Here is a 26962-nt window from a genome sequence, read left to right as displayed (position 1 = left end):
GTTTCAATTGAGACTCTAAATTTTTTTGCCTCACTACCGAAGTAGCTTGGCTGTTAGAACTCAATCTGTACGAGTGCCCACACAGATGATTGCTTTATATTGTTAAAGAACGCTGCGATTAAAGTGCTTTACTTTATCTCGCTAGGGCTGCGCATGTTACGCTTTCCTATTTTTTTGTCAACACTTAATTTTAAAACTTTTAAAAAATCTAAACTCAAGTTTTACTCGACTTACTAAGTGACTTGCTTGCCTCGCTAAGCGTTGCCTGCTCTGCCGTCTCAGTGGGGTCGCATTATAGGGAGATCCGAATTATACGCAAGCGTTTTTTAAAGAAAACTTGAAATAAAGTACTGTTCGCTCACTATTCACGCCAAACACTACAAAACCTATACTTAATTTACGATTTAATAACTTTATTAAATGATTTAATGTAAAAAAGCCCAGTGAAATTCACTGGGCTTTTACTAAGTAATAATTAGATAGCACATACACAAAGCGTAATTAAGCAATACCGTATTGCTCGCGGTAAGCTTTAACTGCTTCTAGATGCTCATCCATTGTACCTTTGCTTTCAAGGTAACTAATAAGATCAGCTAATTTCACAATAGAAATAACTTTAGTGCCAAAGTCACGCTCTACTTCTTGAATCGCAGACAGCTCTGCCTTACCTTTTTCTTGACGGTCAAGGGCGATTAGCACGCCACTTAAGTCAGCACCGTTTTGTGCGATGATTTCCATCGACTCACGAATAGCCGTACCGGCAGTGATCACATCATCTACTAACATGATTTTACCTTTAAGCTCAGAACCAACTAATGTCCCACCTTCACCATGTGCTTTTTTCTCTTTACGGTTAAAGCAATATGGTACATCTTTATCGTGATGATCAGCTAATGCAACGGCTGTGGTGGTTGCAATTGGAATACCTTTATAAGCAGGGCCAAATAAAACATCATAATCAATTGCTGCATCTTCTAAAGCCGCAGCATAAAAACGGCCAAGGCGCGCAAGGTCACGGCCAGTGTTAAATAAGCCAGCATTAAAGAAGTAAGGACTAGTACGGCCTGATTTTAAAGTAAACTCGCCAAATTTAAGCACCTGCTTTTCAAGGGCAAACTCAATAAACTCTATTTGATAATCTTTCATTACAATTAAACCTATTACTTTATTAAGCGAGCGCTTGCTTTTGAACGTCAATAATTTCGCGAATTGAATGTTTAGCTAAAGTTAGCAGCTCATCAAGTTCGTCAAACGAGAACGGTTCACCTTCAGCGGTACCTTGTACTTCGATGATCTTACCTGTTTCAGTAAGAATAACATTCATGTCTGTTTCAGCTTCAGAGTCTTCTAGATATTCTAAATCACTAATCGCTTGGCCTTTATAAACACCTACAGAAATTGCGGCAATCATAAATTTAAGCGGGTTAGAGTTAATCATACCTTTACTGCGCATATGTGTTAATGCATCAACTAAGGCAACACAAGCACCGCTGATAGATGCTGTGCGTGTACCGCCATCGGCTTGAATAACATCACAATCGATAGTAATCGTATTCTCACCTAATGCTTTTAAATCAACCGCAGCACGAAGCGAGCGTGCGATTAAACGTTGAATCTCCATGGTACGACCGCTTTGCTTGCCACGCGCCGCTTCACGGCCATTTCGAGTATGGGTAGAGCGAGGTAACATACCGTACTCAGCAGTGATCCATCCTTTACCTTGGCCTTTCATAAAGCGCGGTACACCTGATTCAACAGTCGCTGTACAAAGTACTTTAGTGTTTCCAAATTCAACCAACACTGAACCTTCAGCGTGTAATGTATAATTACGTGTAAATGAAACCGGTCTTATTTGGTTAGGTGTTCTTTCGCTTGGACGCATTAACGATCCCCTTAATTCATAATTTGCCATATTATAAGTGTATGTGAGTACAGATGCCATGTTGATTTAAATAAAAGCCGACTGTAAAAAAATTCCTCTAGAGGTTACGTAGTGTTACGGTATAATCAATTTTATATTGCATAAACAAAACTAGGAAATCATTCATGATCCACAGTATGACTGCTTACGCCCGTCGCGAAATTAAAGGCGATTGGGGCACTGGCACGTGGGAAGTTCGTTCAGTTAACCAACGTTACCTTGAAACCTTTATTCGCGCACCTGAGCAATTTCGTGGCATGGAGCCGGTTATTCGTGAACGCCTACGTAAACACTTACAGCGCGGTAAAGTTGAGGTATTTTTAAAGTTTGTTGCTAACCCTGCACATGTAGGTGAACTTTCAATAAATGAATCCCTTGCGACACAACTCATTAATAGCGCTAAATGGGTGCAACAACAAAGTAATGGTGACATAAATCCAGTTGATATCCTTCGTTGGCCGGGTGTAATGGAAGCGCAAGAACTTGATATGGATAGTATTAACACCGCGCTCATTTCTGGTTTTGATCAAGTCGTTGAAGATTTCAAATCTGCACGTGGCGATGAGGGAGCAAACCTTGAAGAAATGATAGCAACCCGCCTTGATGCTATTTTAGAGCAAGTGGCTGTTGTAGAAACTCACATGCCAGAGATTGCTAAGTGGCAACGTGAAAAACTAGCTCAAAAGTTAGAAGATTTAAAAACCGATATTGACGAATCTCGCCTAGAGCAAGAACTAATCTACCTTGCGCAAAAGCAAGATGTAGCCGAAGAACTCGACCGTTTAAAGTCACATGTGAAAGAAACTAAAAAAATTCTGAAAAAAGGCGGTGCATGTGGCCGCCGTTTAGATTTTATGATGCAAGAGTTTAACCGCGAAGCAAACACCCTCGCCTCTAAATCAATTAACAGTGACATCACCAATGCAGCGGTAGAGCTAAAAGTGTTGATTGAGCAAATGAGAGAGCAAATTCAGAACATAGAATAAGCTACAAAAGCTTTTAATTACGATACTAAGCCTTTTATTAAAGGCCTAGTATCGTAACCCTCAGTTAGCAATTCTTACAATGCATTTAATGACGCCTTCAATGTCTCAAATTTAATCGGTTTTGTAAGCACTTTGTTCATACCTACTTTGAAACAAGAGGCTTTGTCGTCTGTGGCAGCGTTGGCGGTAAGGGCGTAAATAGGAATATCGCTTAGAAGCTCATTGCGAATATGTTGTGTAGCAGTTAACCCATCCATAGTTGGCATCATGATATCCATGAGTATTAGATCAAAACTTTTGAGCTGCATAAATTCAATCGCTTCTGCACCATCGTTAGCAACCGTTACTTTATGATTTAACTTTTCTAGGAATGCTTTAATCAATAATTGATTGGTTTTATTATCTTCAGCAACAAGTATGTTGAGTGTTGAACGATCTTGTAATGAAACTTTCTCTACCTCACTTTCTAGCGCCGTATTCAATGGAATTGATATACTAAACGTACTCCCTAAACCAAGTTGAGTATGGACATCTATTGAGCCATCCATTAATTCAATTAAGTTCTTAGAAATACTTAACCCTAAACCCACACCTTCACTTTCTCTATTAATGCCATCATTCACTTGTCTAAAAGGCTGAAAGATTAGTGCTAAATCTTTTTTGGCGATCCCTACTCCAGAATCTTTGACTTCAAAATTAAGCAGGGCATTTTCGACATTCACTCGCAAAGAAATACTGCCAGAACGCGTATATTTAAACGCGTTACCAATAATATTAAATAGAATTTGCCCTAATCGAAATTCATCCCCCATTATAAAAGTAGGCACTTTTTCATCAATATTGATTGAAAAAATGATATCGTCACTGTCTTCTATTATGTGTAATTGACCCACTATATTTTCGATCAATAGCTTTACATTGAGTGGTTTATTCACCAGTAAAATTGTGCCCGATTCTATTTTTGAAAAATCCAATACATCAGTGATTAAACCATAAAGTATATCGGCACTTGAATTAGCATAATCAAGCCACTGGCGTTGCTCTTGAGTTAATTCAGTATCAAGAAGTAACTCAATAACCCCCATAATTGCATTCATAGGAGTGCGGATTTCGTGTGACATAACAGTTAAAAATTTAGATTTAGTATTACTTGCCTCTTCCGCTTTTAATTTAGCACTTTCTAAAGCGACCTCTCGCTGTTTAGAAAATGTAATATCCTTAGCGATTCCTAAATACCCTATAAATTGGCCCAACTCATCAAACTGTGACTTACCATTTAATGACACCCATAAGCGTTGCGACGCATTCACTTCAAACTCAAAATTACTAAAATCTTCATGCTCTTCTATCAGCTTTGAGAAACCTTGCCACTTCTGTGTATTTTGTTTTTCATTATGCGTGAGTAAGGACATAATTTTCTTTTTTAAAAATAACTGGGTATATATTTTATTTTCACTCTCGATATTATTCACACTAACGAATTTCATGTCCGAATCTGTTCGCCAAAACCATTCGCTTGCAAGCTCTTTAAACAAGGTCGACAACTGAGTAAGGTCATCGAGTAATCTAACCGATTTACTTGATTGCTCAACAACCCGGTTTAAGTTTATAAAGGCTAAAACCACTTGTTGTAAATAAAGCTTTATTATTTCAGATTGCACTACCCCAGAGTGTTCTATTAAATTAATGTTCGTGAAAATATATAAAAAACGGCCCATTTCAAGCTCAGTACTTATGATTAAACAAGTCTGCATATTGCGCTTTGTTAGCTCATCTAAATAAGTAAACTCCAACTCCTCAGTTGAATTTTGGCAAAGGCTAAAGCCCCTTTCTAGCGCCTGTGAGAACAGTGCACAATGTGGCCATTTATCAATATGAAAATTATGGTTGCTTGCTGCAAATAATGTGCATTGAGTATTCTCTTTTTTCAAAAGAATGCAGTCTTGGTACTTCATTAAAGGTTGAAGCATTTTATTCATTGCTGTGAATATACCTATCTCATCTTCACATTGAGATAGCTTAGAAAGATGTAGTTGTAGCTCATTAACCGTAATGACATCATTGTGTTGCATGAATGCTCTCCGTTTAAAATGCATCGCGTTATGCAAATATTTGCAACCGTCGATTCCATCCCAATTAAATATAGAACAAAATTCAATATAAATCATTGAGTTAATAAATGTTTTAAGGTGGAACGATTACTGCTTACTAACAGTATAAGCAAGCGAAGGGGCAAGTGCATGAATATAGTATGTATTGGTGGTGGTCACGGACTCGCACAAGTTTTAAGTGCAATAAAGCCAGTGTGTAATCAATTAACAGCTATTGTTGCGACTACCGACAATGGTGGAAGCACGGGAAAAATTAGGCAATTACATAACTGTATTGCACTTGGAGATATAAGGCGCTGCAGTGTTCAACTTGCTGATGACTCAGCCGTTACGAGGAAAATTTATGAGCATAGATTTACCACTGGTGATTTAAAAGGCCACTGCTTAGGCAATTTAGTCCTGTTAAACATGCTACAAGCATCACATTCTGCAACAGCAGCAATTGCAAAATTCAATAAGCTTTTAGGTAACTCTGAGACAGTATTACCGATGACTGAATCACCAACAGACCTCGTCGCTATTTTAAGTAATGGTGAAGAGGTTTTTGGTGAATGCGCTATTGATGCGTTAAATTCTCTTCCCGATAAAATCTATTTATCTAATAAAGTGGCTGCATCGCCTGGGTGTGTCGATGCTATTTTAAATGCTGATTTAGTTATTATTGGGCCCGGCAGTATTATATCTAGCGTGATGCCCGCGTTGTTAATCGACGATATACTTCGAGCCGTTGAAAAAACATCTGCGTGCCGGGTCTTTATTGAAAACACAGCTGAAGAAAACAGTGTTATGAAGCATATTCAAAGTGCTGGAATTGATTGGCTGCAAGAGCAGCTCGGTAGCAAAATATACGATTTAAGTATCTCACCTTCGGCTATTTCTGAAATTTTAGCTAGTAATTCACATTTTAAAAATCACTCAAACCACTTGCACGATATTAGCGAGCTAAATCATATATTTTGTACTTTTTTAAAAAGCTCAATAGATGAAAGCCCTCTTGTTTAAGGATTTTTGATTACCAACGCAAGTTGCTTAAAGGTGAGCTCGCTTTGGGACTCCGCTACTTTTAAAAGTTGTTGTAACTGGGAGCTTACACCCTCTTGGTTAACAGTTTTTTCAATTTGCAAACACGTTTGCGCTAATTGGGTAGCACCAAAGCTGTTGCAACTACTCTTTAAACTGTGCGCGTTTATTTCTATTGTTTTAGCATCAGATGAGTGAACCATCTCTGCGACTAACTTTTGCGATTCATCAACAAAAACGTGGATTAGTTCGATGGCTAAAATTTCACCCACATCAGATTTAAGTTGTTCTATTATGGAATTATCAATCATATTGTTCTTTAGGAGTTAAGTATGAAATGTCAGGTTGTTTTATTTGTCGACTCATCCATGATCGGCGGCATTGAAACCCATATAGTAGAACTATTTAAGCTACTAAAAAATAATCATGTTAGCTGCTCTGTATTATTTTATAAAAATCATCACAATCATGAATTTTATACACTGCTTGATAAAGAGAGCGTAGAGTATTCCTTCATTCAAGGTACACTCAGTAGCTTGATAAATCAATTCACGCAGTATGATAAACATACGGTCATCCATACGCATGGCTATAAAGCGGGTATTTTAGGCCGTATAGCTTGCAAAATAATGGGGCGACGTTGTATTAGCACCTATCATGCTGGCGAGGCTGGCAAAGGAAAAATGTGGTTTTATAACAAGCTAGACGTGTGGCTATCAATACTTTCTACTAATTTCGCAGTTTCACGTAAAATAAAAAAAACAATTCATAATGCAACATTACTTGAAAATTTTATAGATATGCCTAAAGAGGTGCCCCCTATCAAAACTCATAGTCATATTAGAGTCGGGTTTGTGGGGCGACTATCTTACGAAAAAGCACCTGATATTTTCTTTTCACTAGCAAACAATATGAAGAACAACCCTAATGTGAGCTTTCATCTTTTTGGTGATGGCCCAATGAAAAAAGATATTCCAAAAATAAGTAACTTACAGTATTACGGATTAGCTAAACGAGATGACATTTGGCATAACATAGATGTGTTACTCATCTGCTCTCGAGAGGAAGGCTTGCCAATGACCCTACTTGAAGCAATGTCCAAGAATAAACTAGTAATTAGCAGCCCCGTTGGCGAAATACCAAGTATTATCAATAAAACTAACGGACTATTAATGAATAAAGGAGATGAAAAAGAATGCCAAAAATGCATTGAAACACTGCTAACGCTGCCTGCTGAAAGTAAAAAAATAATGATACAAAATGCTTACTCAGTCCTTACGCAAAGGTTTTCCGGCAAACAACAACTTTCATTATTGCTTGATGCTTACAATGCGCCTAACTAAGTAGCACTTTCCTCCCACCCTTTAATTTTTCTGTAAAGAGTAGAGGGGCTCACATCTAATAGTGCCGCGGCTTTAGGAATATTACTGGCACAAATATCGATTACTCTTTCTATGTATTCTTTCTCAGCCAGCCAAAGCGCCTTCACCCCAGCTTCATCTGAAGGTAATGCCGTTAAATCTTCTACAGAAACACGGCTTTCAGGTTCTTTTTTCTCAATTGGCAACGGTGTTTTAATGTTGCTATTGGGAAGAGCCGGAAGCATATTTACATCAATAATTTCTTGTGGATTGAGTACTAATATATTTCGAATTACGTTCTCTAACTGTCTAACATTACCCGGCCAATCATATTGGCTAAAAGCGTGTTTTACATCCATTGTCATAGACTTAAACGAGTGGCTCTCTTCTTTCGCTATTTTTACAAACAAGGCCTCAGCTATTTCAATAATATCGCCTTCACGCTCGCGTAAAGGCGGAAGTTCGATAGGGATCACATGTAATCGATAATACAAATCTTCCCTAAATCGTCCCGCCTCAACTTCAGCTAAAGGATCTCGATTTGTCGCACACACAAAACGCACGTCAACTTTAACCTCTTTTTCGCTACCCACTAACTGATAGGTTCCCGTTTGGATAAAACGCAGCAACTTGCTTTGCAGATTGATGTCCATTTCACACAACTCATCTAAAAAGAGTGTTCCACCATCAGCTTGACCTGCAGCACCAGCACGATTTGCAATAGCTCCTGTGAATGCCCCCTTTAGATGACCAAATATTTCGCTTTCTATCAAATCTTTAGGTATTGCGGCACAATTTAATGCCACAAATGGCTTACTAGCTCTGCTAGATGCTTGATGTACAGCACGTGCGCACAACTCTTTCCCTGTGCCGCTTTCGCCAGTAATAAACACCGTCGCTTTACTCACAGATGCAGAGCTGATGATTTGATAAACAGACTGCATTTGTTTTGAACTACCAATCAAATCAAAATAACGACCATTTTCATATGTGTTTTTGTATGTGGTAACTTTTTGTTTTAGGTCTTTAATTTTGAGAGCATTATTTATTGTTATTCTAAAGCGATCTGCTTCAACAGGCTTTTCCAAAAAGTCACTCGCTCCCAATTTTATTGCTTGGATTGCCATTTCTTTTGTGGCGTGGCCAGTTAAAACAACCACTTGTGGAGAGTTTTCGGGTTCTAATTGAGCGAGTATATCCAAACCATTCATATCAGGAAGCATAACATCTAGCACGATTAAGTCAGGCTTGACGCGATCTATGATTTCTAAAGCAGTTGCCCCGTCATTAGCAAGCAAGGTGTTGACACCTGTAGGGAGTAAATAGGCTTGGTACATCATAGCTAACGACTGGGTATCTTCTACAATTAAAATTGTTGGTGGCATTATCCTTTCCCCTTAGCTATCCACTAAAATTACTTTAATTATTATTCGCCTAGCGCAATTTAAGTTAACTATATAAAACACATTAAATCAAATTCAATTAATGATCACCAACGATGCATCATCTACTTCTTTAGAAAGGATCACTTGTGAATTTTTCCATAATAAATGAGCAAACTCCTCAGCAGAGTCCTGGTGAGGGGGAATTATTTTTTTTAGTTCAGCAATTTCATTCATATCTGCACATCGATTCTCGGTCCAACCATCGGTATACACCAAAAGGTGCTCTACATTTTCTAACTCAGCTTCATAAAGTGTATAAGTATGCTCTTTTGAAAGACCGAGTAACGGACCGGTACCTGTAAGCTGTAAAACAGTGCCATCTTTATAAATTACCACTGGAGCTGGATGACCTGCATTTAACCAATACAGTTTGTTGTCTTTTAAGAAGCAAATAACCAAGGTCACTAGGCTCGATTTACATAGTTGTTGCTTGTAAAGTGCATCATTTAATGCACTCAGCATATCTTGGTAAGCGAGTCCTGTTGCTAAAAATCCACTTATAAAACCTTTAATTGCAAAGCTTTCTTTCAAAGCTTGTAACCCGTGCCCCATCATGTCACCGAGTATAAACGCACTGCCTTCATCATTGATTGGCATAAAAAAATCGCCGCCATTGCCAACGCTAATTGAGCCAAAAATATGCGCAGTTTTTTTATTTGCAAGGTGGACCTTTGCTGGAGCCTGACCAAACGTGCTTTGGTATGACAAGTAGGCAAACCGATGTGTAACACGCTCAATACTTTGTAATAGTTTGTTTTTCTTTACGGGTTTAATTAAGTAATCATCAACACCTAAACGGTTAATTTTACTGATCACCTCTTCACTGTCATCACCCGTAAGCATAACAACAGATAATTGGGACTTAAGGTTCGAACGATTTAGCTTCGCCAATAGCGGCTCACAAGTGCCATTTTTGAGCTTATGATCCAATAACAGAATACTTGCATCCGACGTTAGAATAGCTTGCCAACCGGCCTCGATATTTTCACATGTAATAACTTGAAACTTGTCTTTTAAATAGGCTTTCATCAGTGCAAGCTGAGTTACATCGTCATCAACATAGATAACGCAAGGTCGCTTATCAATCTGAGTTAAAGGAAATGTAAAAAAGTTTTTTAACTCAATTGTTTCATATGAGGCGTCAGCGAAATAGTGGCGAATCAATTCAACCCCCATTCCTCCCTCCACCAGCTCTTCAGAGTCTATTTTCCAAGTGGAGTTATTTTTTTCAAATAGGTTATAGGGTTTTAGTTCATCGATAAAAGTTAAGTTATACGAATCACTGCTTATTTGACTTATGCGCACAGTGATCCATTGCTCACTTCCCTCATTATGGCGAATAAGATTAGTTAAATATTCCGTTGCAACCAATCCGGCTGCATCAGCCTCATCACGCTTAACAGACAATGCCCCTAATACATGTTTAAGTACTTGGCGAATTTCAGTTAATGTTGGCCAAAGTAATTCAAAACGTCGTTCAAATAAAATATCCATGCAGCCCCTCAGTAATGCTTAAACAGCCATTTCTGTTTATGTATTTTGTTACTTAATAGCCGACACACTTTCGGCCACTTCTGAGCTTTACTCTCTAAAAATAGCAAGACTCTTTCACCTAAGGGGGCAAAATCATGTTGGCTAACTAACATTTTTATATTGCTATGTCCTGCCTGTTTTAATTCCCGAACACCTTCACACAATGACTCTTCATCGTTAATACCCAACCCAACAGTAACCAACGTTAAATCGCTACACAAACTTAGTGAGTGTAAGGGAACATTGTTACGATTAAGCTTTAAAGCCGGTGACATATCTAACAAGATATAATCATATTCTTGCTTTAAACGGATAATTGCCTCATTCAAAACATGCTTATTTTTTGCTGATTCAATAGCCGATAAGTTTTTTATCGTTAGTATATTAACTTCTTTGTAAGGTAATACACTGAGCTGGCATGAAATATCATCAAATCGCCACTCATTCGTTAAGTTTGGTAAATGCTCATCAATGTTAAATGAACTTATTGGATTAAGGTCAATAATTAACACTGATTGATTTTGGCTTTGTAAACGCCTTGCAACGCTTATACAAGCACTAGATGACCCTTCTGCACCATGTAATGAAATAAACGTGACACACCGTGCATCACTATCTTTAATAGTATTACAGATTGTTTCTAACTCATGGTACTGCTCTGGTATAATTTTCATAAGCCCACCACTAGCGCAATAATAGTAATAAAGTCGAGGAAATTGTCTTTAAATTGACTGAGTAAATCTTGCCCTTTATCTGGCACATAAAGCGTGTCGCCGGCACGCAATACAGGAATATTTGCTGAATTAGGTGACTTAATAAACGCCTCTAAATCAAAAACCCTCGACTGCTCTTTACAACATGAATGATTAACGACAACAATTTTATCAATTAACGCTGAATTCAGTGGCCCACCAGCTTCCGCCAATACATCAAGAATAGACATGGTATCGTCAAAGTTATACCGGCCTGGCTTTTGTACCGCGCCCATAATGCGTACAACCCGTTCTTTAGGTGTGCGCAACCAGTCTTTATTTTTTTCTGGGATAAAAATAGTATCGCCAGGCTGCACGTGCGGAAATAATGTTTCATCACCTGTTTCAAAATAAAGCGCTAAATCTAACTTGCTTACCCGTGCACGATTACTATTGCGATGTGTTACGCGGATATTTCTAATGTCTGCATTTGCATTTGGCCCATCGGCAGCTGACAGAATATCAATGAAGTGCATATTATCATTAAACGCATAGCGCCCAGGAGAGCCCACTTGTCCCATAATGTAGATTGACTTACTCGACTCTTGGCGTATCCATTGCGATTTATTATCAGCTGGATCAACAGGTAATTCTTCCACAATAATGGTGTCGCCTGCATGCAAATCAGGTAAAGAAGTTTGCCCGTCAGTAATGGTGTATTTTTCTAAATCAAAACGCTGGGTTTCTTCACCATCTCGAATTATTTTAATATCATTGATGTTCGCCCCTTTGGTTGGCCCACCAGCATGCGCAAGTAAATCGGTAAAGTCCATCTCATTGCTCCACTCATAACGTCCTGGCGATTGAATAGCACCAATGATTTTTATTGCTCGTTTAGTGGGGATTTTTAACCAGCTTTTTTCATTAACGTCTGTTTTCTCAGGCACAAATATGACATCACCTGGATTAAGATCAGGCACCTTAACTGTTTGTGTGCCTTCACTGTAACTTTGTAAATCAAATAAAATACTCTCGCCTTGAGGGGTCAATATTTTAATTAAACGTGTTTCAGCAAACCGTGTAGGCCCGCCAGCATTGGCTAAAATATCTAAAAAATTAGTACTGTCTGCCGCTTCATAGGCACCAGGTTTTTGCACCTCTCCCATAATATAAACTGTACGCGAGGTAGTATTGACATCATCCACCATAATGGGGACGTAAATAGTCGACCCTGCTTCTAGCTCAGGCATACTATTAACTGGTTTATCAAGATAAGCTTTTAAATCAAATATAACAGGGGTTTCATTTAAAATGACCCTTATTTTGGTCACGTCAGCGTAACGCGTCACCCCTTCTGCACGCATTAGCGCATCTAAAATTGTCATTTTTTCTTTGAATGAAAAACTACCTGGGTTGTGTACTTCACCTAAAATAGTGATGGCGCTTTTGTCGCTGGCATCCCCAGTGGCGCTAAGCGTTTGTGCATCAAAATCTATTTGTACATTACCTAACAAAGGAGAGACAGGCACAAACACGGTATCTTCACTTTTAAGTGGGGGTAATAGGCTAATATTGCCTGTGTCTAGGTAGGCCTTGTAGTTAAATTCAATAACCTCATCGCCACGTCTTATCTGTAGCCTATCAAGCTGAGCCCCCGGCTTTAAGCCATCGGCTTTTGCAATAACCATTTGAATGTTGCCGTCATCTGGAATACTGACTTGAGATGGGTTAATGACATAACCTAACACGTTAATAAAAATATCGCGGCTACGCACCTCCACATAAAAATCATCAATTGCAACATATAGCTCTGTTAACAGCGGCTTTAATTCAGATTCTATTTGTGCAGTTGTTTTATTAGCAACGTTAAATTTTCCAATTTCAGGGATGTTGATTTGGCCGTTTTTATCTACCTCAAATAAGCCATCAAATTCAACCTCACCCGGTATATACAAAAACAGTTTATTACCTACTTGCACTTCAAGTTCGTCAGCAGCTGTGCTTGCAGCACCAGGGGTCACCAAAAATAGTAATATCAGCATAGTAAAAATAGTTTTCATGGCACTACTCCTTTTTACTTGCAATAATTTTTGTCCATTTAACCAATGCTTTTTCTTTTTGATCTTGTGGATTCGTGTTATTTGCATCGAATATTATTGCTTCAACTCTGCGGTCTGAGTGACGAGCACTTTCATTTTGAATTGCATTGTCACTATACGGTTTTAAGCTCCCTTGAGTCAGTGTGGTAATACTCGCTTTAGGCACCCCATATATTACCAACCATTGCTTTACTGTTTCTGCACGTTTGAGAGCAAGCTCATAGTTACTATTCGTTGTACCTAATTTATCAGTATGACCTACCAATAAAATGTTGATACTTTCTAACTGTTTAATTAAATCCGCTGCTTGGGCCACTCTCACGGCATATTTAGGCGTTATTTCAAACGCATTAAATGCAAATTGGTTGTCACTATTAAGTAATTCTGATAATTGTTTTTTAACATTCACAAGCGCAGGCTTGGTCGCCGTTTCTGGTGCGCAATCGGTGAGTTTACGAACAGTATCAAAATGATTAGTTAGCTGATTTAGCGCATGATAATGAAGTAGTAAGTCGTGCTCAGCATCTTGCCACATTTGAGCTGCAATTAATCGACGAATACGGTTTTCGTATATTTGCGCCTTGAGTAGCTGCGCAGGCATGCACGCCTTGATGTCTTGTGATTTAAGTAATTCAAGTTTAAGTACTAAATGCTCAAACTCACTGGTTACCACATCTTCAGGTTGCGTATAATTAGAATCATATAATTCATCTTCTTGTGGATAGTTTTGATATTTTTCAGCTAGCCCCCCTTTACCGTGCTCCGGCCAAGAAGAACACCCACCTACAAACAAAATAATAGCAATGATGACATAAGATCTCATTATACTCTCCTTAGTCCATTTAGATTGAGTCTATAAACGGAATTGTTTTATCGACTCTCAACAGATTCATTAGCTTAAACGGCTGACCCGTCACATTTAGTAAAGATAATGAATTACCTTGTTTTTCAATTCTTTTGTATAGAAAAACAATAGCACCAATTCCAGAAGAGTCGATAAATTCCGTGTTTGAGAAATCAAGAATAACCGAACTCGCATCCTGTTCTACAAAATATTCAAACTTATCTTTTAGTTCATCAACTGCAAAACCTGAGAAGTCTGTAGGAAGTGTTAAAACTTTTTGCTCTGTATCGCTGGCTAAATTAATCATGCTTGTTACCTTTTAAGTTTAAAGACTCTTAAAGTAATTCAAGAAGAATGCCAAATATAAGCAGTTGAATTTTATTGGTTTTTATTTTAATGCTTGGTATAAGCAGGCTTGATACGCATAATGCAATCGCTTTTTAAGTGTGCTTTTGCATTATGCGAAAAAAAATTACTGACCTTTTCCTGTAAAGATAACAACAAAGGTTTTATACAAAATACTGCACTCCATATAACACCAACTACGCGCTGATGACGTACTTAGCATATAAGCATAATCCCAACCGATTTTATTTCGCGCATCATCAATACTTTCATCATATCCATTCATTACTTGCGCTAAGCCTGATATACCTGGTTTTATACCGTATGTTCTTTGGCAAAAATAAGGAATGTCTTTTTCCAGCTTTGAATAAAATACCGGTCGCTCTGGACGAGGGCCTATTAATGACATATCACCGATCAGTACATTCCAAAGTTGCGGTAACTCATCTAACCTAGTTTTGCGAATAAAACGACCTATAGGCGTGATTCTAGGGTCATTTTTACTCGCCCAAACGGCACCACTTTTACTTTCAGCGTCAACCACCATAGAACGAAACTTAAGCACATCAAACAAGGCAACAAAGTCATCATTACTCTCACCCACTCTTTGTTGCTTAAACAATACAGGTCCTTTAGAGGTCATTTTTATGCTTAGCGCCACCCCAAGCATAACAGGCAATAACAGAATTAATCCGGTTGCGGAGCCGATAATATCAATTCCACGCTTGATAGTTTTGATCGGCGCATTGTTTTGTTTATTTAAATGATGAACACGCTGCCAATGAGTTTTGTAGTCTCCGCGCTCAAATTTAACAATTCCCCAAAGCGCCAGCGCATAAGCACTAATTAGGTAATTAACACTGTCTACAATTGGCAATTTAGCTTTAATATTAAATAGGCGTTTAATTACGCCAACCCCATGAACCGCAAGTATCAACATACTTAATAATGAAGGTAATACTGAGCTGGACAAAAATGCTAGGGTAAACGTCGATACATAAACACTCAATAATATAATTGGCATTAGTCCACGTAACACCTTATGTGAAAAAAAGTTAAAACTTACCCAACCCAACTTGGGGTTTAATAAAGCAAACAATGCTTTTATTTGTTGCCAGTTTCCAGCACCAATTCGCACTCTTCTTGCATTATCATGGCTTTGTTCGTCACACTCTCTTTCTAAAATATTGATGTCACTATTAACCTGCGATTTACCACCTTTTTGAAGAGCCTTCATCGAAAGAATAAAATCATCATTGATGGTGCCACCCTCTAAAAGCTCAGCAGCCTCAGAGCGTATAGCAAACATAGCCCCTGGCATCCCAATAACAGCCCCAAGCGATGATTCCATGCTTTTTACTTTGTTCTGATAATGCCAATACTGCTTTTGCTGTGCAGAGGCGAGTTCATCAAGCACATACACCCCGGTGATTACATTCACCTCTGGGTTTTTAAAATCTGTATCGATTTTATTTAATACATCTATGCTTAATAAGGCGCTCACATCGGTAAATAATAATGCATCGTAAGTTGGCTTGGTGAGTTTGATCAATTCATTGATGCCAAATGCCTTACCTTTATTCTCTTTGCTAAAATGCAAATGACAATTAACATTTTGCTTTGCAAGATGCGATTGAGCAATCATGGCTTCTTGATATGTTTTATCTGTGCAACCGTCAAGGTAAACATGAATTGCATAATACTGAGTATCGTAAAGCATCGACCCTAAGTTATATAACTTCTCTTTAATATGAGCTTGCTCATTGTAAGCACACATTAAAATTCCAAAGCGTGTGGTGGGAGTTACAGTGGGCTTATCTTCCTTACGCTGTTCATTACTAAAGAGTTTTAAAACAACTAAATACCCCACGTGATGGTACAAAACCAATACAATTAAAATTACCCATATAGTAAATAAGACCGACATAATGTTTCCCCTATAAAGCCAAACCATTATAAAAATGATCGTATGCTTTGCTCATTTGATCTGCATCGGCAATTGAGAAGATATGTTCTCTAATACATTGCCCTTGCTTCATGTTTAACGCTTTTAATAGAGCAACTTTTAAACCAACTAGATCATTTAACCCAACAAGTACTCCTTGCTCTTGCGTAACAACCTCACTAATGCCGCCAACATCACTGGCCACAATGACTTTTCCACACGCCATGGACTCCAATATAGACAGCGGTAATCCCTCTCTTTGCGAATAAAGGCACATCACATTAATTGCCGAGTAAAACTGCTGCATATGCTGTACATTTCCTAAAAAATGCACTCGCTCAAACACACCAAGCACTGAAGCTGCATTTTGAAGCGACAACATTAAGCTGCCATTTCCTGCAAACACTAACTCAATATCGCTATCTAATTCAGGGAGCAGCTTTATTAAGTCCAAATGACCTTTTCCTGGCTCCAAACGAGCAGAACACCCTATGAGTTTTTTATCTAAGGGTAACCCGAGCAGATTACGTGCATTGGCCTCATTGATATCGGTAAACTGATGAAAATCAATTCCATTAAGAATAGTTTTATCAGCCTTGATAGATGTATGTTGGTAAAAATCATTTGCCACTACTTGAGCATCGGCAACCCAATTAATTTTGGTAAGACTATTTAATACTTTCGTTATTAAGCGTTGCTTAAAATTATTTAAATACCACGCATCGTGGATTGTTGAAACATGGCGCACATTCTTGTTTGTCAAACATACAAGACTGGCATAAAGCATAGGCCCTATGTGGTGGCTATGTATCACATCTATATTGTGCTCTTTGATTAATCGGTTTAGTTTTTTTAGTAAGGAAAAATCAAATTTGGGCGCTTTATTTAAGCTCACCATTTGATGCCCAAACTGTGTAAGCGCAGGCCACTCTTTTAATGCATCTTGTTCTTTACCTTCAAGGGAAACAATCAAGCTGTTATGAGCAAATTGGCTTTTTTGCATTAGTGTTACAGCCATTTTTTCTAAGCCGCCAATTTTAAAATGCTGAACCAAGTGTAAAACATTCATATTAATACCCCTTTTTTAATAAGTTCATCGTTGAGTGTGAGTTCGGATAGATCTCCTCTTTACTTACGATGGGTAAGACAGTTATCACCTCAACGGCTGCTAACTTCTCAATAGTTTGAATATCTTTTAAGTGGCTATCGAATAACGTAGCAACGAAAACACATGTTCCACTTGTAAAGACACCTAACAAAATACCTACAATCACAGCGACCATCATTGAAGTGTTAATTGGTTGAGTTGGGCTGTAAGCGCGCTCGATTGTTTTAACTTTATCTGGGCCTTCATATTTGACTAACTTACCTGTGACTTTAGCCATTTCGTATCGCCCTAACATGTCTTTGTACAAAGACTGTTTAACATCGTAATCACGCTCTAATTTTCGTAATTGTTTTTCAACATCACTGGTGATAAGTAAACGCTGACTTAGCTCATTGACTTGTTGTTCAAGCAGCTCAAATTCCTGTTGATGCTGATAAACTTGGTTTTTAGCTTCTTCCAACGCCAATATTTGTGACACAAGCACATTACTTTCATTATCCGTGTTAGCGGGTAATGTATTAGCCATTTGCCATAGTTGTTCAATATTTTTAGCATCTAGATTCTTGCCGTTTTCGATTAACGTTTGCTGACGAGCTCTGATGTTTATCAGCTCCCGTTGTTTTGAAATCACTTTACTGTGCTTGTCTGTGTAACGTGTTTTTAAAAAGCTTAATTCGGACTCAGCAGTAATGATTCGTTCCTCAATGCGTCCTAAAATAGGGTTTGCTTGACCCATTTTTGAGGTTAACGCTTCCAGCTTGGCTTTGGCGCCAGACAGCACAATTGATTTTTGCTGCAAGTCACTCAATAACTTATCAAATGTCTGTCTGTTACTATGAAGTACAGTGGGCAGAGTATTAGTATTTTTAGCTTTGAATGCCGCTAATTCCTCTTCTGATATCTCAAGCTCTTGGCGAAGGCTAACAAGCTGTTGGTAAAAAAACTGCTCTGAGGTATCCAACGAGGCTTTTGTTGGGGCCAATAAACTCTCAATGAACTTTTCAACAATTTTTTCCAACACAGGCTTCATTTGTGATGGCTCATGCCAAATAAAATTAACACGCACAAGTTCATCACCGACTAATGAAAGTGAAAGTGACTGAGACAACTCTTGGTGTACCTTTTCAATGGCAGCTGGGCTTGCATTTTTAGGCACTAAATTGGTTTCGCGTGCGACAGCGATAAGTACCTTACGGCTAATAACCAAGGTGCTTAGGGCTGCCATACGGTTAGTTAAGTCAAAAGAAAAAGATAAATCATCTAAATAAGGATTAAGTAACGCTGACTCTTCAATAAGAATTGTAGCGTGGTTAGTGTATTTTTTTTGTGCCGTTACTGCCAATAATATAACCACAACAGGGACAATCGCTAATGGCAGCACAAAAAGCTTAGCCCGTGTATACAGTGCATACAAAGCTAAATAAAGTAACCGTTTTATTTGCTCTCTAACTAACATAATCCCTACCTATATATTTGCATTTTGCTATGCATAAATGAGCGATTATTTGCAAAATAAAAATGATTTGCTGCTAATAACCGGCTTTACTAGGTAGTTGCACAGGGCGCGCCAATATAACGTTTGCGCTAAAAAAAAATTAGCGATTTAGCCGCACGGTATCATTGATTACTGTATTCGCCTTAGATTGCCAACTGTGTTGGAGTGCGATGTTTTGCTGTGTCTTTTCTAAGCACATTAATTGCGCTTTACTGAGGTTCAATGCGTTATCAAGGTGGCTAATAAATTGCTGTGTAGTATCCGCTATAAAAAGGTGGGAAGCATAACGCTCTACAGCGGGGAAGTTTGTTGTAACAATAGGTTTGCCTGCGGCTAGGTATTCTTTTAGCTTTAGGGGATCGCATGCACGTATTTGATCGTTAATAACAAAAGGTAAAATCGATACACTCCAATGTGCAGAAAAAGATGCTAATCGCTCATGACTGACGGCTGGAATATGTGTCACATTTTTAAAACTTAATAACCGTTCTATGTTAGTAACAATATGACCGATTAATACTAATTGGTAATCGGGTCTTGCTGCTGCAAGCGCCTCAAGCAGGTCAATATCAAGCCATGCATTTATACTGCCGTAAAAGCCAATCACTGGCGCATTGAATGCTTTGATTTCGTCGGCCTTGATTGTACTTTCACTAAATAACTCAACGCTCACGCCGTGGCTTAACATTTTAGCTTTATTGGCGGGCATTTTTGCCATTAAAAAATCACTTATGACATAAATTAAATCTGCGGTTGCTATTAATTGCTTTTCAAAAGGAGCAACAAGCTGTGCATCTACCCCTGCTAATGCTGAGAAGTCATCCCCGCAATAATAAATTACCTTATCTTGTGGCTGTTTTTTTACAAAATAATGCGCAGTTGGCACACTTAACCAGTAAACCACAGGAGCAGGGTCTGCATGTTCTTTGAAAAAGTGAGCGTAAATACGTTTATTTATAGAGCGAACAAAGCGGTTATCATGCCAAGGTAAAATAGGCAGTTTATATACAACCATATTTTTAGGCGTTGTAAGTGACTGTGTTTTGGTAGGTTTGAATACTTGTAACACTTTATCAAAAACACGCTTTATATCATGAAGCCTCAAACGTGGTTTACGCATTCCAATAGAGTTCACCCAGTGGATCTCGTGCTGTTGCGCAAGCTCATGAAATAAATGCTGAGTGCTACTTGGGTGACTGCCCCAATCTTCTGCGAAAACGATAAATTTCATGCGTCACCCTCTATTTCCTTTACTACTTTTGCAGGGTTACCAGCTGCAATACAAAATGCTGGTACATCTTTAGTAACGACACTGCCAGCACCTATAATGGCTCCTTTACCAATTGTCACACCACCAAGTACAGTTACTCCGGTTCCAAGCCACGCACCTTGTTTTATTATGATATCGCCAACCTGAGACTCATCATCACTTTCCCCCGCAGCGCGACGTTCACAGTCAACAGGGTGCCCAGGAAAGCCTGCAAGAAAAACTCTGCCAGCTAATCGCACATCATCCTCAAGTATAATAGTACGACCAACAGAAAACGCATTTTGCCAACCTATATCAACATTACTGCCAACGATTAATTTAGCCTTTGTATTACCGCAAGAGCGGCCGCATAAGGTACTAATTCCAGAGACTCTAACGTCATCACCACACTCAATTTCAAGCTCGCCAAGAATCTGCGGCATACCCGAATACACATACAAGCGTTTCTTTGAGCCTGCAATTTGGCTTTTAAATAGTGGCGTAAAATATAAAACACGCAGTAGCTCATGGCTTAGCTGCTTAATCAAATGATGGAAGTGGAATAATCCAGAGTGAAACACTGGTATCACTATCATTTGCGGATTGCGAAGCGCTTTTGCAAAACGAAAAAATGGGGATGCCAGCGGATGTTCACTATTTTTTAGCCAATGCTTTAATTGTGTCAACATGCGGTTATTCCTTATTGTTTTGAACTGTTAGCTTTTCAAGTGCAATCGTTAGAGACAAGATAATGTAAAGTGGCCATGTAAAAGCTTGTGTTAAAAACGTGCCAGCTACCATAAACCCTAGTAAACCTGCTTTTAATGCATCGGCATTAACAGCTACATCAGGACTAAACTTCAGCTTATTCATGCACAGCACTCTAGATAAACTGCGGTAAATAGCAGCAATCACCAACACAAATATACACATTCCTACAAACCCTGTTTCACCTAGAACTTGAAACCATGTGCTATGTACTGCATGATTCTTGCCATCCCAATGCGGACTATAAAAATAATAATTAACAAAAAAGTTATTTACACCGACACCTGTAAATGGATTCGCTATCGCCATATTTATGGCCGCTTGCCAAGCATATATTCTCCCCATAGCTGATTCATCAACACCAGATTCAGCAGCGCCTCCACTTTGTCGATCTGAAATGCCTGCGAACACCATCATGGCTAACATGCCAACGGCACCAAATGCAGCCACAACCACAGGGTTTTTTACTTTTTGATAAAAGAAGAAACTTAAAATAGCAGCAATACCTAAAAGCCCGCCTCGACTTTGCGTTGCGATAACACCAGAAATAGCTAAAATTAATCCAACTCCGGCAAAAATGCGTCGATACCTATTCGCATGTGTATCAAACAACTCCGCCGCTAAAAAAGACACAGGGAACATAAGCACCAAAGATAGATCGTTTGGGTCTCCTAGTTGCGAACGGTATTCTCGTGAAATAGTTACTCGAGTACCTTCAACAAGCCCTACTCCATTCATCTTGTTATTAAGTGCGACTAAAGAAATCGTGACTCCTGAGATCATAATTCCTAGCCTCACAAAGCTAAAGTGAGAGAAACGGGTTAACCACCAGCTTATAGCAAACACCATAATAAACACTTTTACTAAAACCCCTGACCAATATTCAATGGCCACACCTCTGTTCGACGCTGAAAACACACACACCGTTAGCCATGCAAACCAGATCACAAAAATCAGGTGAGTAGAACTCCAGTGAGGCTTTAATGTTTTAGAAATAAACAAATGCCATGCAATTGCCAATAATGAAGCAATTGCCAGCAATTTGGGTATTTTTAGCGGCATAAGCACCACAAATGCTTCGTGGATTCTAAAGTAACTAAAGAGGATAAACAGAATGACAAATACCGTACTTAAACGAACAGCTAAAAAGCCTGCAAAGGGCAACAGTAAAAGTGCAAAAGCAGCGATTGGGCCAAATAAGAAATACAGCACCGAAACTAAAATAGTGACCAAAAGCCCATTGATTAATAAATTATGTTGCTTATACCAATTAACCATGTGCATTCCTTTTAGTTAATTGCTCAAAGGTATTGGTTACTAGAGATTTATACTTGTTAGCCAAAACAATAAGTAAACAAGTAAAAATGAGGCACTGGATACTCACAGCATAGCTTACGTCAATCACAGCAAACGCAAAAATACTTAAAAAGCACACCCAGCTGGGTACTATTCGATAAAAATTAAATGACAAAGTTTCTAGTTTTTGGCTCACCACAAAAAATAAAATAGTTTTGAGTGTTTGCGCCAAAACCAACGAGACAACGGCACCAACTACACCCCATGCAGGTACTAAATAAGTAAGTAGAATAAGAACACATACAGCACTGATGCCATTAATCACCGAAACAAATAGGCCATTAGAATGGATATAACAGCCAATATTTAATAAGTCACTATGATGACGAAGTACTACAATAAAAATAAGGCAAGGTAACAACCAGGCATTGAGTAAGTAGCTTTGAGGTAGCACAAAAATAAACAGGTGTGGCGTAACAATTAGCATTAATGCACACAGTACAATCCCTATCTCAAGGCTAAGTTCACATAAGTACACATAACGTGAAGGGCTCGAGGATAGTTCATCAAATCGGCGGGAGAACCACCACATTCTTACGGGCTCAAAAGCGAAGGAGGTCATCACTGCAAATTGCAAAGCAACATAATATTGTGCTAACGCCTCCTTCCCTATATTGGCTGCAATAAACCAGTTTTCGGCCCCGTTATTGGCATAAACAAATAACGATGACACTAGAATACTCAATAAAAACAAACCATTTTTGCGTGAAATGCTCCATGGTACTTGTTTAAAATCAATGTTAATCCTTGAAAAAATAATACCAAGTGAAATGATTAAAACAACGCAGCTTGCAATCGCACCTGATGCCATTACCCCTGTTACCCCAAAACCAAGGTAGAGTAAAACTATGGTTAAGAGTGTTTGACCCACCCCTTGCAAAACCGCCAGAAAACAAAATTGCTTCGCCATTTCGTAATACCTGAAAAAGCAAAAAACGAGTGATAAAAGTGACGAAAAAGCTAAGTTTAAGGCGAGTAACTGCAAGTCAATTAATGACAAAGAAATAGGTAATAGTTCACTTATAGGCTGAATAAAAAACCAGAGAGTTAAAACAAACAATAAACTTAGTACACTACACAGTAGTAATGCATCTCTAAATAATGCACGCTTATGGACTTCACTTTGCATTTGTTGTTTAAATAAAAGTTCTGGTAAACCTAAACATAAAAGCAACGACATCACAGCTGAAATAGAGACTAAAAAATTCAACTCACCAAATTGTGTTTGGTTTAATAACCGTGTTGAAATAGGCAATAAAACAAAGCCTAACCCTTTGAGAAGTAAGGTTGATAGTCCAAAGTAGGCAATTTGCTTTATTCCTTTCATACTCTACCCCTGTGCTCTTTGCACCCATTGCGATAATTTTTTAGCTTGTGCATTCGCATTGAACTTACTCGCGGCTAAACGTTTTGCATTTACCCCTTTTGCATATCTCTGGTATGGGCTTAATTCACAAAACTCCCTGAGTATTTTTTCTAGGCCAGAAATACTAGACGGCTCACACTTATAACCTACCGCATCATTAACTATCTCTTTCGTTCCCATCAATTCAGTGGTTAACACAGGTATACCACTGGCCATCGCTTCTTTTAAAACTACAGGGCCTGTGTCTCTATCACCGTTACGCGACACGCAAAAAGGTGCAACAAGAGCAGAATAATTACAGGCGTTCTTTGACAACCAAAACGGTGTTTTGCGACCTAAAAACCGCACGTTATTCTCTATACCGAGCTTTTCACATAAAAATTTAAGATCATTTAATAATGGACCATCTCCTACAATATCTAAAGAAATGGGGTACTTAGTACTTAATTTCTTGATTGCAGGAAATAGAAACTGCAATCCTTTCTTTTCAACTAGTCGACCTACAAAAAGTAACTTTACTGACTCGCTTAAGCGGTTTGGCGAAGAATTGAATAAACTAAAATCGATACCGCAATGAAGTAACTCAACTTTACCTGCTTTGTATTCATTCAGTTTCTCAACCATGTCTTGGCAAACTGCCACTGAAAAATCACAAAGAGAAAGTTTAAGCTTTAAATCTGAATAATTAACATACACATCATGGCCATGGCCGATAGAAGAAACGCTGATACCCGCCATTTTGCTACCCGCAATTGCGTAGGCCAGTGGTGCATGCATAAAGTGACAGTGTATGTGCGAAATTTTATGCTGTTTTATAATAGCAGCTATATTTGCACCAAAACCCAATAATGACTGTGTTGAGATTGATTTAAATTTAGTTGCGATTAATGCTGTATTTATAAATTTGCCTGGGTGCGCTGATGCAAACTTCACGGCTTCAGATAGCGACCTTTTTACAACAATAACGTTAACGCTTTTATCGATATTGCTAGACTCATCAGAGTTTTCAAATGTAATAACGCTTACTTTATGCCCTGCTCTAACAAGCGCGTTAATTTCGGTTACCACAAATGTTTCTGAAGGTACGTGAAATGCAGGGACTACAATGCCGATATGTTTCATGGTGAATGCTCCTAATAATAACTAACTTGTTATTTCGCAAGAACCATGCCCACGTTATTTCCCATAAAATAGCGACTAAAAACCCAATTTGCGAACATATATTGCAATATGCAAAGCATTAGACAAAAAACGCTGCGTTAAGCCATTAAAATAGTTGGCGCCTAAATTGCGTATACCCTTGTAAGTTAATTTGAACCTCAAAGGTAAACATTATGAGCGTAGATATCAGTGTTATTATTCCAAACTACAACTGTAAACAGTATTTAGCCAAAGCGATTAGTAGTGTTGTTAGACAATCTAAAGTAGATATAGAGATTATTATTGTTGATGACGGCTCAACTGATGGCAGCCTTGAGTGGCTAAAAGAAGCACAACAAACTTTTCCACAACTGGTGATTTTAGAACAAGAGAATACAGGCGTCGTCAACGTCAGAAACAGAGCCATTGGTGCAGCAAAAGCGGAGTATATTGCATTTTTAGATGCCGATGATTACTGGACAGATGACAAGCTGTTTGAACAGCTAAGCTATATGCAACAGCATAAGGATTGCGTACTCAGTTTTACCAATTATATGCACGTAAATGAAGCGTATGAACCCATTGTAGATTGCTTTTCATTTTGGCCTGAATTTGCAAAACACATAGATCATAATGATCTTGGCTATCAAAACTTAAAATCACCGATGGATTTGCTCATTTACGCCAATGTTATAGGCACATCCTCTGTTATGGTAAAACGCTCTACCATTAACTATATTGGCCGGTTTGACAATGCATTAAACAGCGCAAGTGACTGGGATTGTTGGTTAAAACTAGCTCGAATTGGTGATGTTGCTTTTTCGCCTAATGTATCGATGGACTACTTAATGCGAGCAGGCTCAATCACAGCAAATAGAACTAATAGGCTTAATGCAATGAAAGAAATTGTATCACGTTGTAAAGATGATGCAGGCTTACTTGCACAAGTAAAAGCGCAAGCGCGTATCTTAGAGTGTTACGGTGAATATTATCGTGAAATAGGGAATAAATTTAAAGCGTTATCAACGGCCGCCGCTGCTTTTACTCTATTTCCACATAAACGAAATCTTCGCCATTTATTACATGACTTAAAGAGCTCGATATCAACAAGTTAAAATCCAGCCAATCTAGTTAAAAAAACGTGCTAATTATGGGCACGTTTTTTATTGCTATTCAGATATTAATTTACACCGAGGGCGTAACTGAGCATTTTGTGATCGCTGCCTTTAAAAGGAGTCACCGACAAATTATCAAGCGACAGTTCACGACTAAATAAACAATGATCAATGGGTAATCCAGTAAACATCGAATCAATAAAGTCAAAAGGGGTAAAGCTAGTATAAGCGTTCGCTTGGCTATAACAGCTGTTTGCTTGTGCAAAATTAAAATAGGATGACCAAGGCACGGTATTCAAATCGCCAGCAACTAACCAAGGTGTTTTTTCACTGAGTACAGATGCGTTAATTGAGGCCAATAAACGGTTTCTATTGTGCCAATGTTGTCGCGTTCTGGGTGACGGTGGGTGAGCTACATAAGTTGTAATCATCCTGTTTTTAAATAGCACACGCAGCTTTATATAACCTAGCCGATCACCGTCGAGCTTTATTTGCTGCCTATAAACGATAGGTAAACGTGAAATAACCACGATCCCATAAGGTATCCCTTCAACTTCTCGATAGCCAAATAAATCAGCCTGCGTTAAAAATGGGCGAAGTAAATGGCGATTCAAATCACTGAATTCTTGTAGAATTAATATATCCCATGTTTGCTTTTTAAGGGCAGTTAAATGCTCAGCAATAAAAGGATTGGTATAGCTAAGATTAATTTGCTTAATGTTAATCGTGTCTTGGCTACTTAATTGTGATGATGACGGCAAAGGGATCAAAGTACCCAGCCCCACAGCACTTGCCAACAGCATGAGCAAGGCAACCCCTTTTGATTTTGTTAGCATCAATAATAAACTACACACTACTGTGAAGCTTAATAAAGGCATTCTCAACGAAATAAGAAGATCGCCATAGTAACTCTCAAAGGGAATGTATGCGCAGGCAATACACACAATGCAAACAACGATTCCCAGCCACTTTAATAGGCTTTTTTGCCAGCCCTTTATGGACTTTTTTTGCTCAATATAATCAACCATTTTCTATACACCTTTACGCATAGAAAAAAGAATAT

General features: G+C 38.5%; 23 protein-coding genes. 4 read left to right on the top strand and 19 right to left on the bottom strand.

Annotated features, from left to right (window positions below):
* Nucleotides 1-501: 501 nt before the first annotated feature.
* On the bottom strand, nucleotides 502-1146 hold the full coding sequence (gene pyrE / locus CSC79_RS13340) for an orotate phosphoribosyltransferase (protein ID WP_099296250.1): 645 nt from the start codon (nucleotides 1144-1146) through the stop codon (nucleotides 502-504).
* Nucleotides 1147-1168: 22 nt separating this feature from the next.
* Nucleotides 1169-1882 carry a ribonuclease PH gene (gene rph, locus CSC79_RS13335; RefSeq protein WP_099296249.1) on the bottom strand — a complete coding sequence of 238 codons (714 nt, stop codon included), beginning with the start codon at nucleotides 1880-1882 and terminating at the stop codon, nucleotides 1169-1171.
* A gap of 164 nt (nucleotides 1883-2046) precedes the next feature.
* On the opposite strand from rph, the gene CSC79_RS13330 reads away from it, so the two are divergent.
* Nucleotides 2047-2907: a YicC/YloC family endoribonuclease gene (locus CSC79_RS13330; RefSeq protein ID WP_099296248.1), complete on the top strand. Its 861-nt coding sequence runs from the start codon at nucleotides 2047-2049 to the stop codon at nucleotides 2905-2907.
* 74 nt (nucleotides 2908-2981) lie between these two features.
* Here the strand turns inward: CSC79_RS13330 and CSC79_RS13325 are convergent, their stop codons facing one another.
* Entirely contained in the window at nucleotides 2982-4979 is a 1998-nt protein-coding gene (locus tag CSC79_RS13325; protein ID WP_099296247.1) for a response regulator, read from the bottom strand.
* Nucleotides 4980-5147: 168 nt separating this feature from the next.
* Here CSC79_RS13325 and yvcK point away from each other — a divergent pair, with 168 nt between their 5' ends.
* Nucleotides 5148-6020, top strand: a complete 873-nt coding sequence (gene yvcK, locus CSC79_RS13320) for a uridine diphosphate-N-acetylglucosamine-binding protein YvcK (RefSeq protein ID WP_099296246.1) — start codon at nucleotides 5148-5150, stop codon at nucleotides 6018-6020.
* Here the strand turns inward: yvcK and CSC79_RS13315 are convergent.
* Complete coding sequence (locus CSC79_RS13315; protein ID WP_099296245.1) at nucleotides 6017-6349, bottom strand: Hpt domain-containing protein; 333 nt, start codon at nucleotides 6347-6349, stop codon at nucleotides 6017-6019. The genes yvcK and CSC79_RS13315 overlap by 4 nt on opposite strands.
* Nucleotides 6350-6370: 21 nt before the next feature.
* On the opposite strand from CSC79_RS13315, the gene CSC79_RS13310 reads away from it, so the two are divergent.
* The gene (locus CSC79_RS13310) at nucleotides 6371-7381 is read left to right on the top strand and encodes a glycosyltransferase family 4 protein (protein WP_099296244.1); all 1011 of its coding nucleotides are present in this window, start codon (nucleotides 6371-6373) and stop codon (nucleotides 7379-7381) included.
* On the opposite strand, the gene CSC79_RS13305 is transcribed toward CSC79_RS13310, so the two are convergent.
* The 14 genes from CSC79_RS13305 to CSC79_RS13240 all read right to left on the bottom strand — a co-directional run bounded on the left by CSC79_RS13305 (nucleotide 7378) and on the right by CSC79_RS13240 (nucleotide 24766).
* A complete protein-coding gene (locus tag CSC79_RS13305) occupies nucleotides 7378-8784 on the bottom strand; it encodes a sigma-54 dependent transcriptional regulator (RefSeq protein ID WP_099296243.1) in 1407 nt (468 codons plus the stop codon). The genes CSC79_RS13310 and CSC79_RS13305 overlap by 4 nt on opposite strands.
* Before the next feature lie 93 nt (nucleotides 8785-8877).
* A complete protein-coding gene (locus CSC79_RS13300; RefSeq protein WP_099296242.1) occupies nucleotides 8878-10338 on the bottom strand; it encodes a SpoIIE family protein phosphatase in 1461 nt (486 codons plus the stop codon).
* A gap of 8 nt (nucleotides 10339-10346) precedes the next feature.
* Entirely contained in the window at nucleotides 10347-11051 is a 705-nt protein-coding gene (locus CSC79_RS13295; protein ID WP_099296241.1) for an AAA family ATPase, read from the bottom strand.
* On the bottom strand, nucleotides 11048-13129 hold the full coding sequence (locus CSC79_RS13290; protein ID WP_099296240.1) for an SLBB domain-containing protein: 2082 nt from the start codon (nucleotides 13127-13129) through the stop codon (nucleotides 11048-11050). The genes CSC79_RS13295 and CSC79_RS13290 overlap by 4 nt, the downstream gene beginning before the upstream one ends.
* Nucleotides 13130-13133: 4 nt before the next feature.
* Nucleotides 13134-13991 carry an OmpA family protein gene (locus tag CSC79_RS13285; protein WP_099296239.1) on the bottom strand — a complete coding sequence of 286 codons (858 nt, stop codon included), beginning with the start codon at nucleotides 13989-13991 and terminating at the stop codon, nucleotides 13134-13136.
* A 19-nt stretch (nucleotides 13992-14010) separates the two neighbouring features.
* Nucleotides 14011-14319: an STAS domain-containing protein gene (locus CSC79_RS13280; RefSeq protein ID WP_099296238.1), complete on the bottom strand. Its 309-nt coding sequence runs from the start codon at nucleotides 14317-14319 to the stop codon at nucleotides 14011-14013.
* A 165-nt stretch (nucleotides 14320-14484) separates the two neighbouring features.
* A complete protein-coding gene (locus CSC79_RS13275; RefSeq protein ID WP_099296237.1) occupies nucleotides 14485-16284 on the bottom strand; it encodes a sugar transferase in 1800 nt (599 codons plus the stop codon).
* A gap of 10 nt (nucleotides 16285-16294) precedes the next feature.
* Nucleotides 16295-17371 (bottom strand): glycosyltransferase, encoded by a 1077-nt coding sequence (locus tag CSC79_RS13270; protein WP_099296236.1) that lies wholly within the window; start codon nucleotides 17369-17371, stop codon nucleotides 16295-16297.
* Between the two features lies 1 nt (nucleotide 17372).
* On the bottom strand, nucleotides 17373-18866 hold the full coding sequence (locus CSC79_RS13265) for a GNVR domain-containing protein (RefSeq protein ID WP_099296235.1): 1494 nt from the start codon (nucleotides 18864-18866) through the stop codon (nucleotides 17373-17375).
* A gap of 139 nt (nucleotides 18867-19005) precedes the next feature.
* Nucleotides 19006-20136 (bottom strand): glycosyltransferase, encoded by a 1131-nt coding sequence (locus tag CSC79_RS13260; protein ID WP_099296234.1) that lies wholly within the window; start codon nucleotides 20134-20136, stop codon nucleotides 19006-19008.
* Nucleotides 20133-20843, bottom strand: coding sequence for an acyltransferase (locus CSC79_RS13255; protein ID WP_099296233.1), 711 nt, complete (start codon nucleotides 20841-20843; stop codon nucleotides 20133-20135). The genes CSC79_RS13260 and CSC79_RS13255 overlap by 4 nt, the downstream gene beginning before the upstream one ends.
* A 4-nt stretch (nucleotides 20844-20847) precedes the next feature.
* Entirely contained in the window at nucleotides 20848-22200 is a 1353-nt protein-coding gene (locus CSC79_RS13250; RefSeq protein ID WP_099296232.1) for an O-antigen ligase family protein, read from the bottom strand.
* On the bottom strand, nucleotides 22193-23605 hold the full coding sequence (locus CSC79_RS13245) for an oligosaccharide flippase family protein (RefSeq protein WP_099296231.1): 1413 nt from the start codon (nucleotides 23603-23605) through the stop codon (nucleotides 22193-22195). The genes CSC79_RS13250 and CSC79_RS13245 overlap by 8 nt, the downstream gene beginning before the upstream one ends.
* A 3-nt stretch (nucleotides 23606-23608) precedes the next feature.
* Nucleotides 23609-24766, bottom strand: coding sequence for a glycosyltransferase (locus tag CSC79_RS13240; RefSeq protein ID WP_099296230.1), 1158 nt, complete (start codon nucleotides 24764-24766; stop codon nucleotides 23609-23611).
* A gap of 212 nt (nucleotides 24767-24978) precedes the next feature.
* Here CSC79_RS13240 and CSC79_RS13235 point away from each other — a divergent pair, with 212 nt between their 5' ends.
* Nucleotides 24979-25899 (top strand): glycosyltransferase family 2 protein, encoded by a 921-nt coding sequence (locus CSC79_RS13235; RefSeq protein ID WP_099296229.1) that lies wholly within the window; start codon nucleotides 24979-24981, stop codon nucleotides 25897-25899.
* Between the two features lie 65 nt (nucleotides 25900-25964).
* Here the strand turns inward: CSC79_RS13235 and CSC79_RS13230 are convergent, their stop codons facing one another.
* Entirely contained in the window at nucleotides 25965-26927 is a 963-nt protein-coding gene (locus CSC79_RS13230; RefSeq protein ID WP_099296228.1) for an endonuclease/exonuclease/phosphatase family protein, read from the bottom strand.
* Nucleotides 26928-26962 lie beyond the last annotated feature (35 nt).

The sequence above is a fragment of the Pseudoalteromonas sp. 3D05 genome, assembly GCF_002723455.1.
Taxonomy (GTDB): domain Bacteria; phylum Pseudomonadota; class Gammaproteobacteria; order Enterobacterales; family Alteromonadaceae; genus Pseudoalteromonas.
Note: the sequence above shows the minus strand (reverse complement) of the source record. Positions and strands in the feature narration are given on the sequence as shown.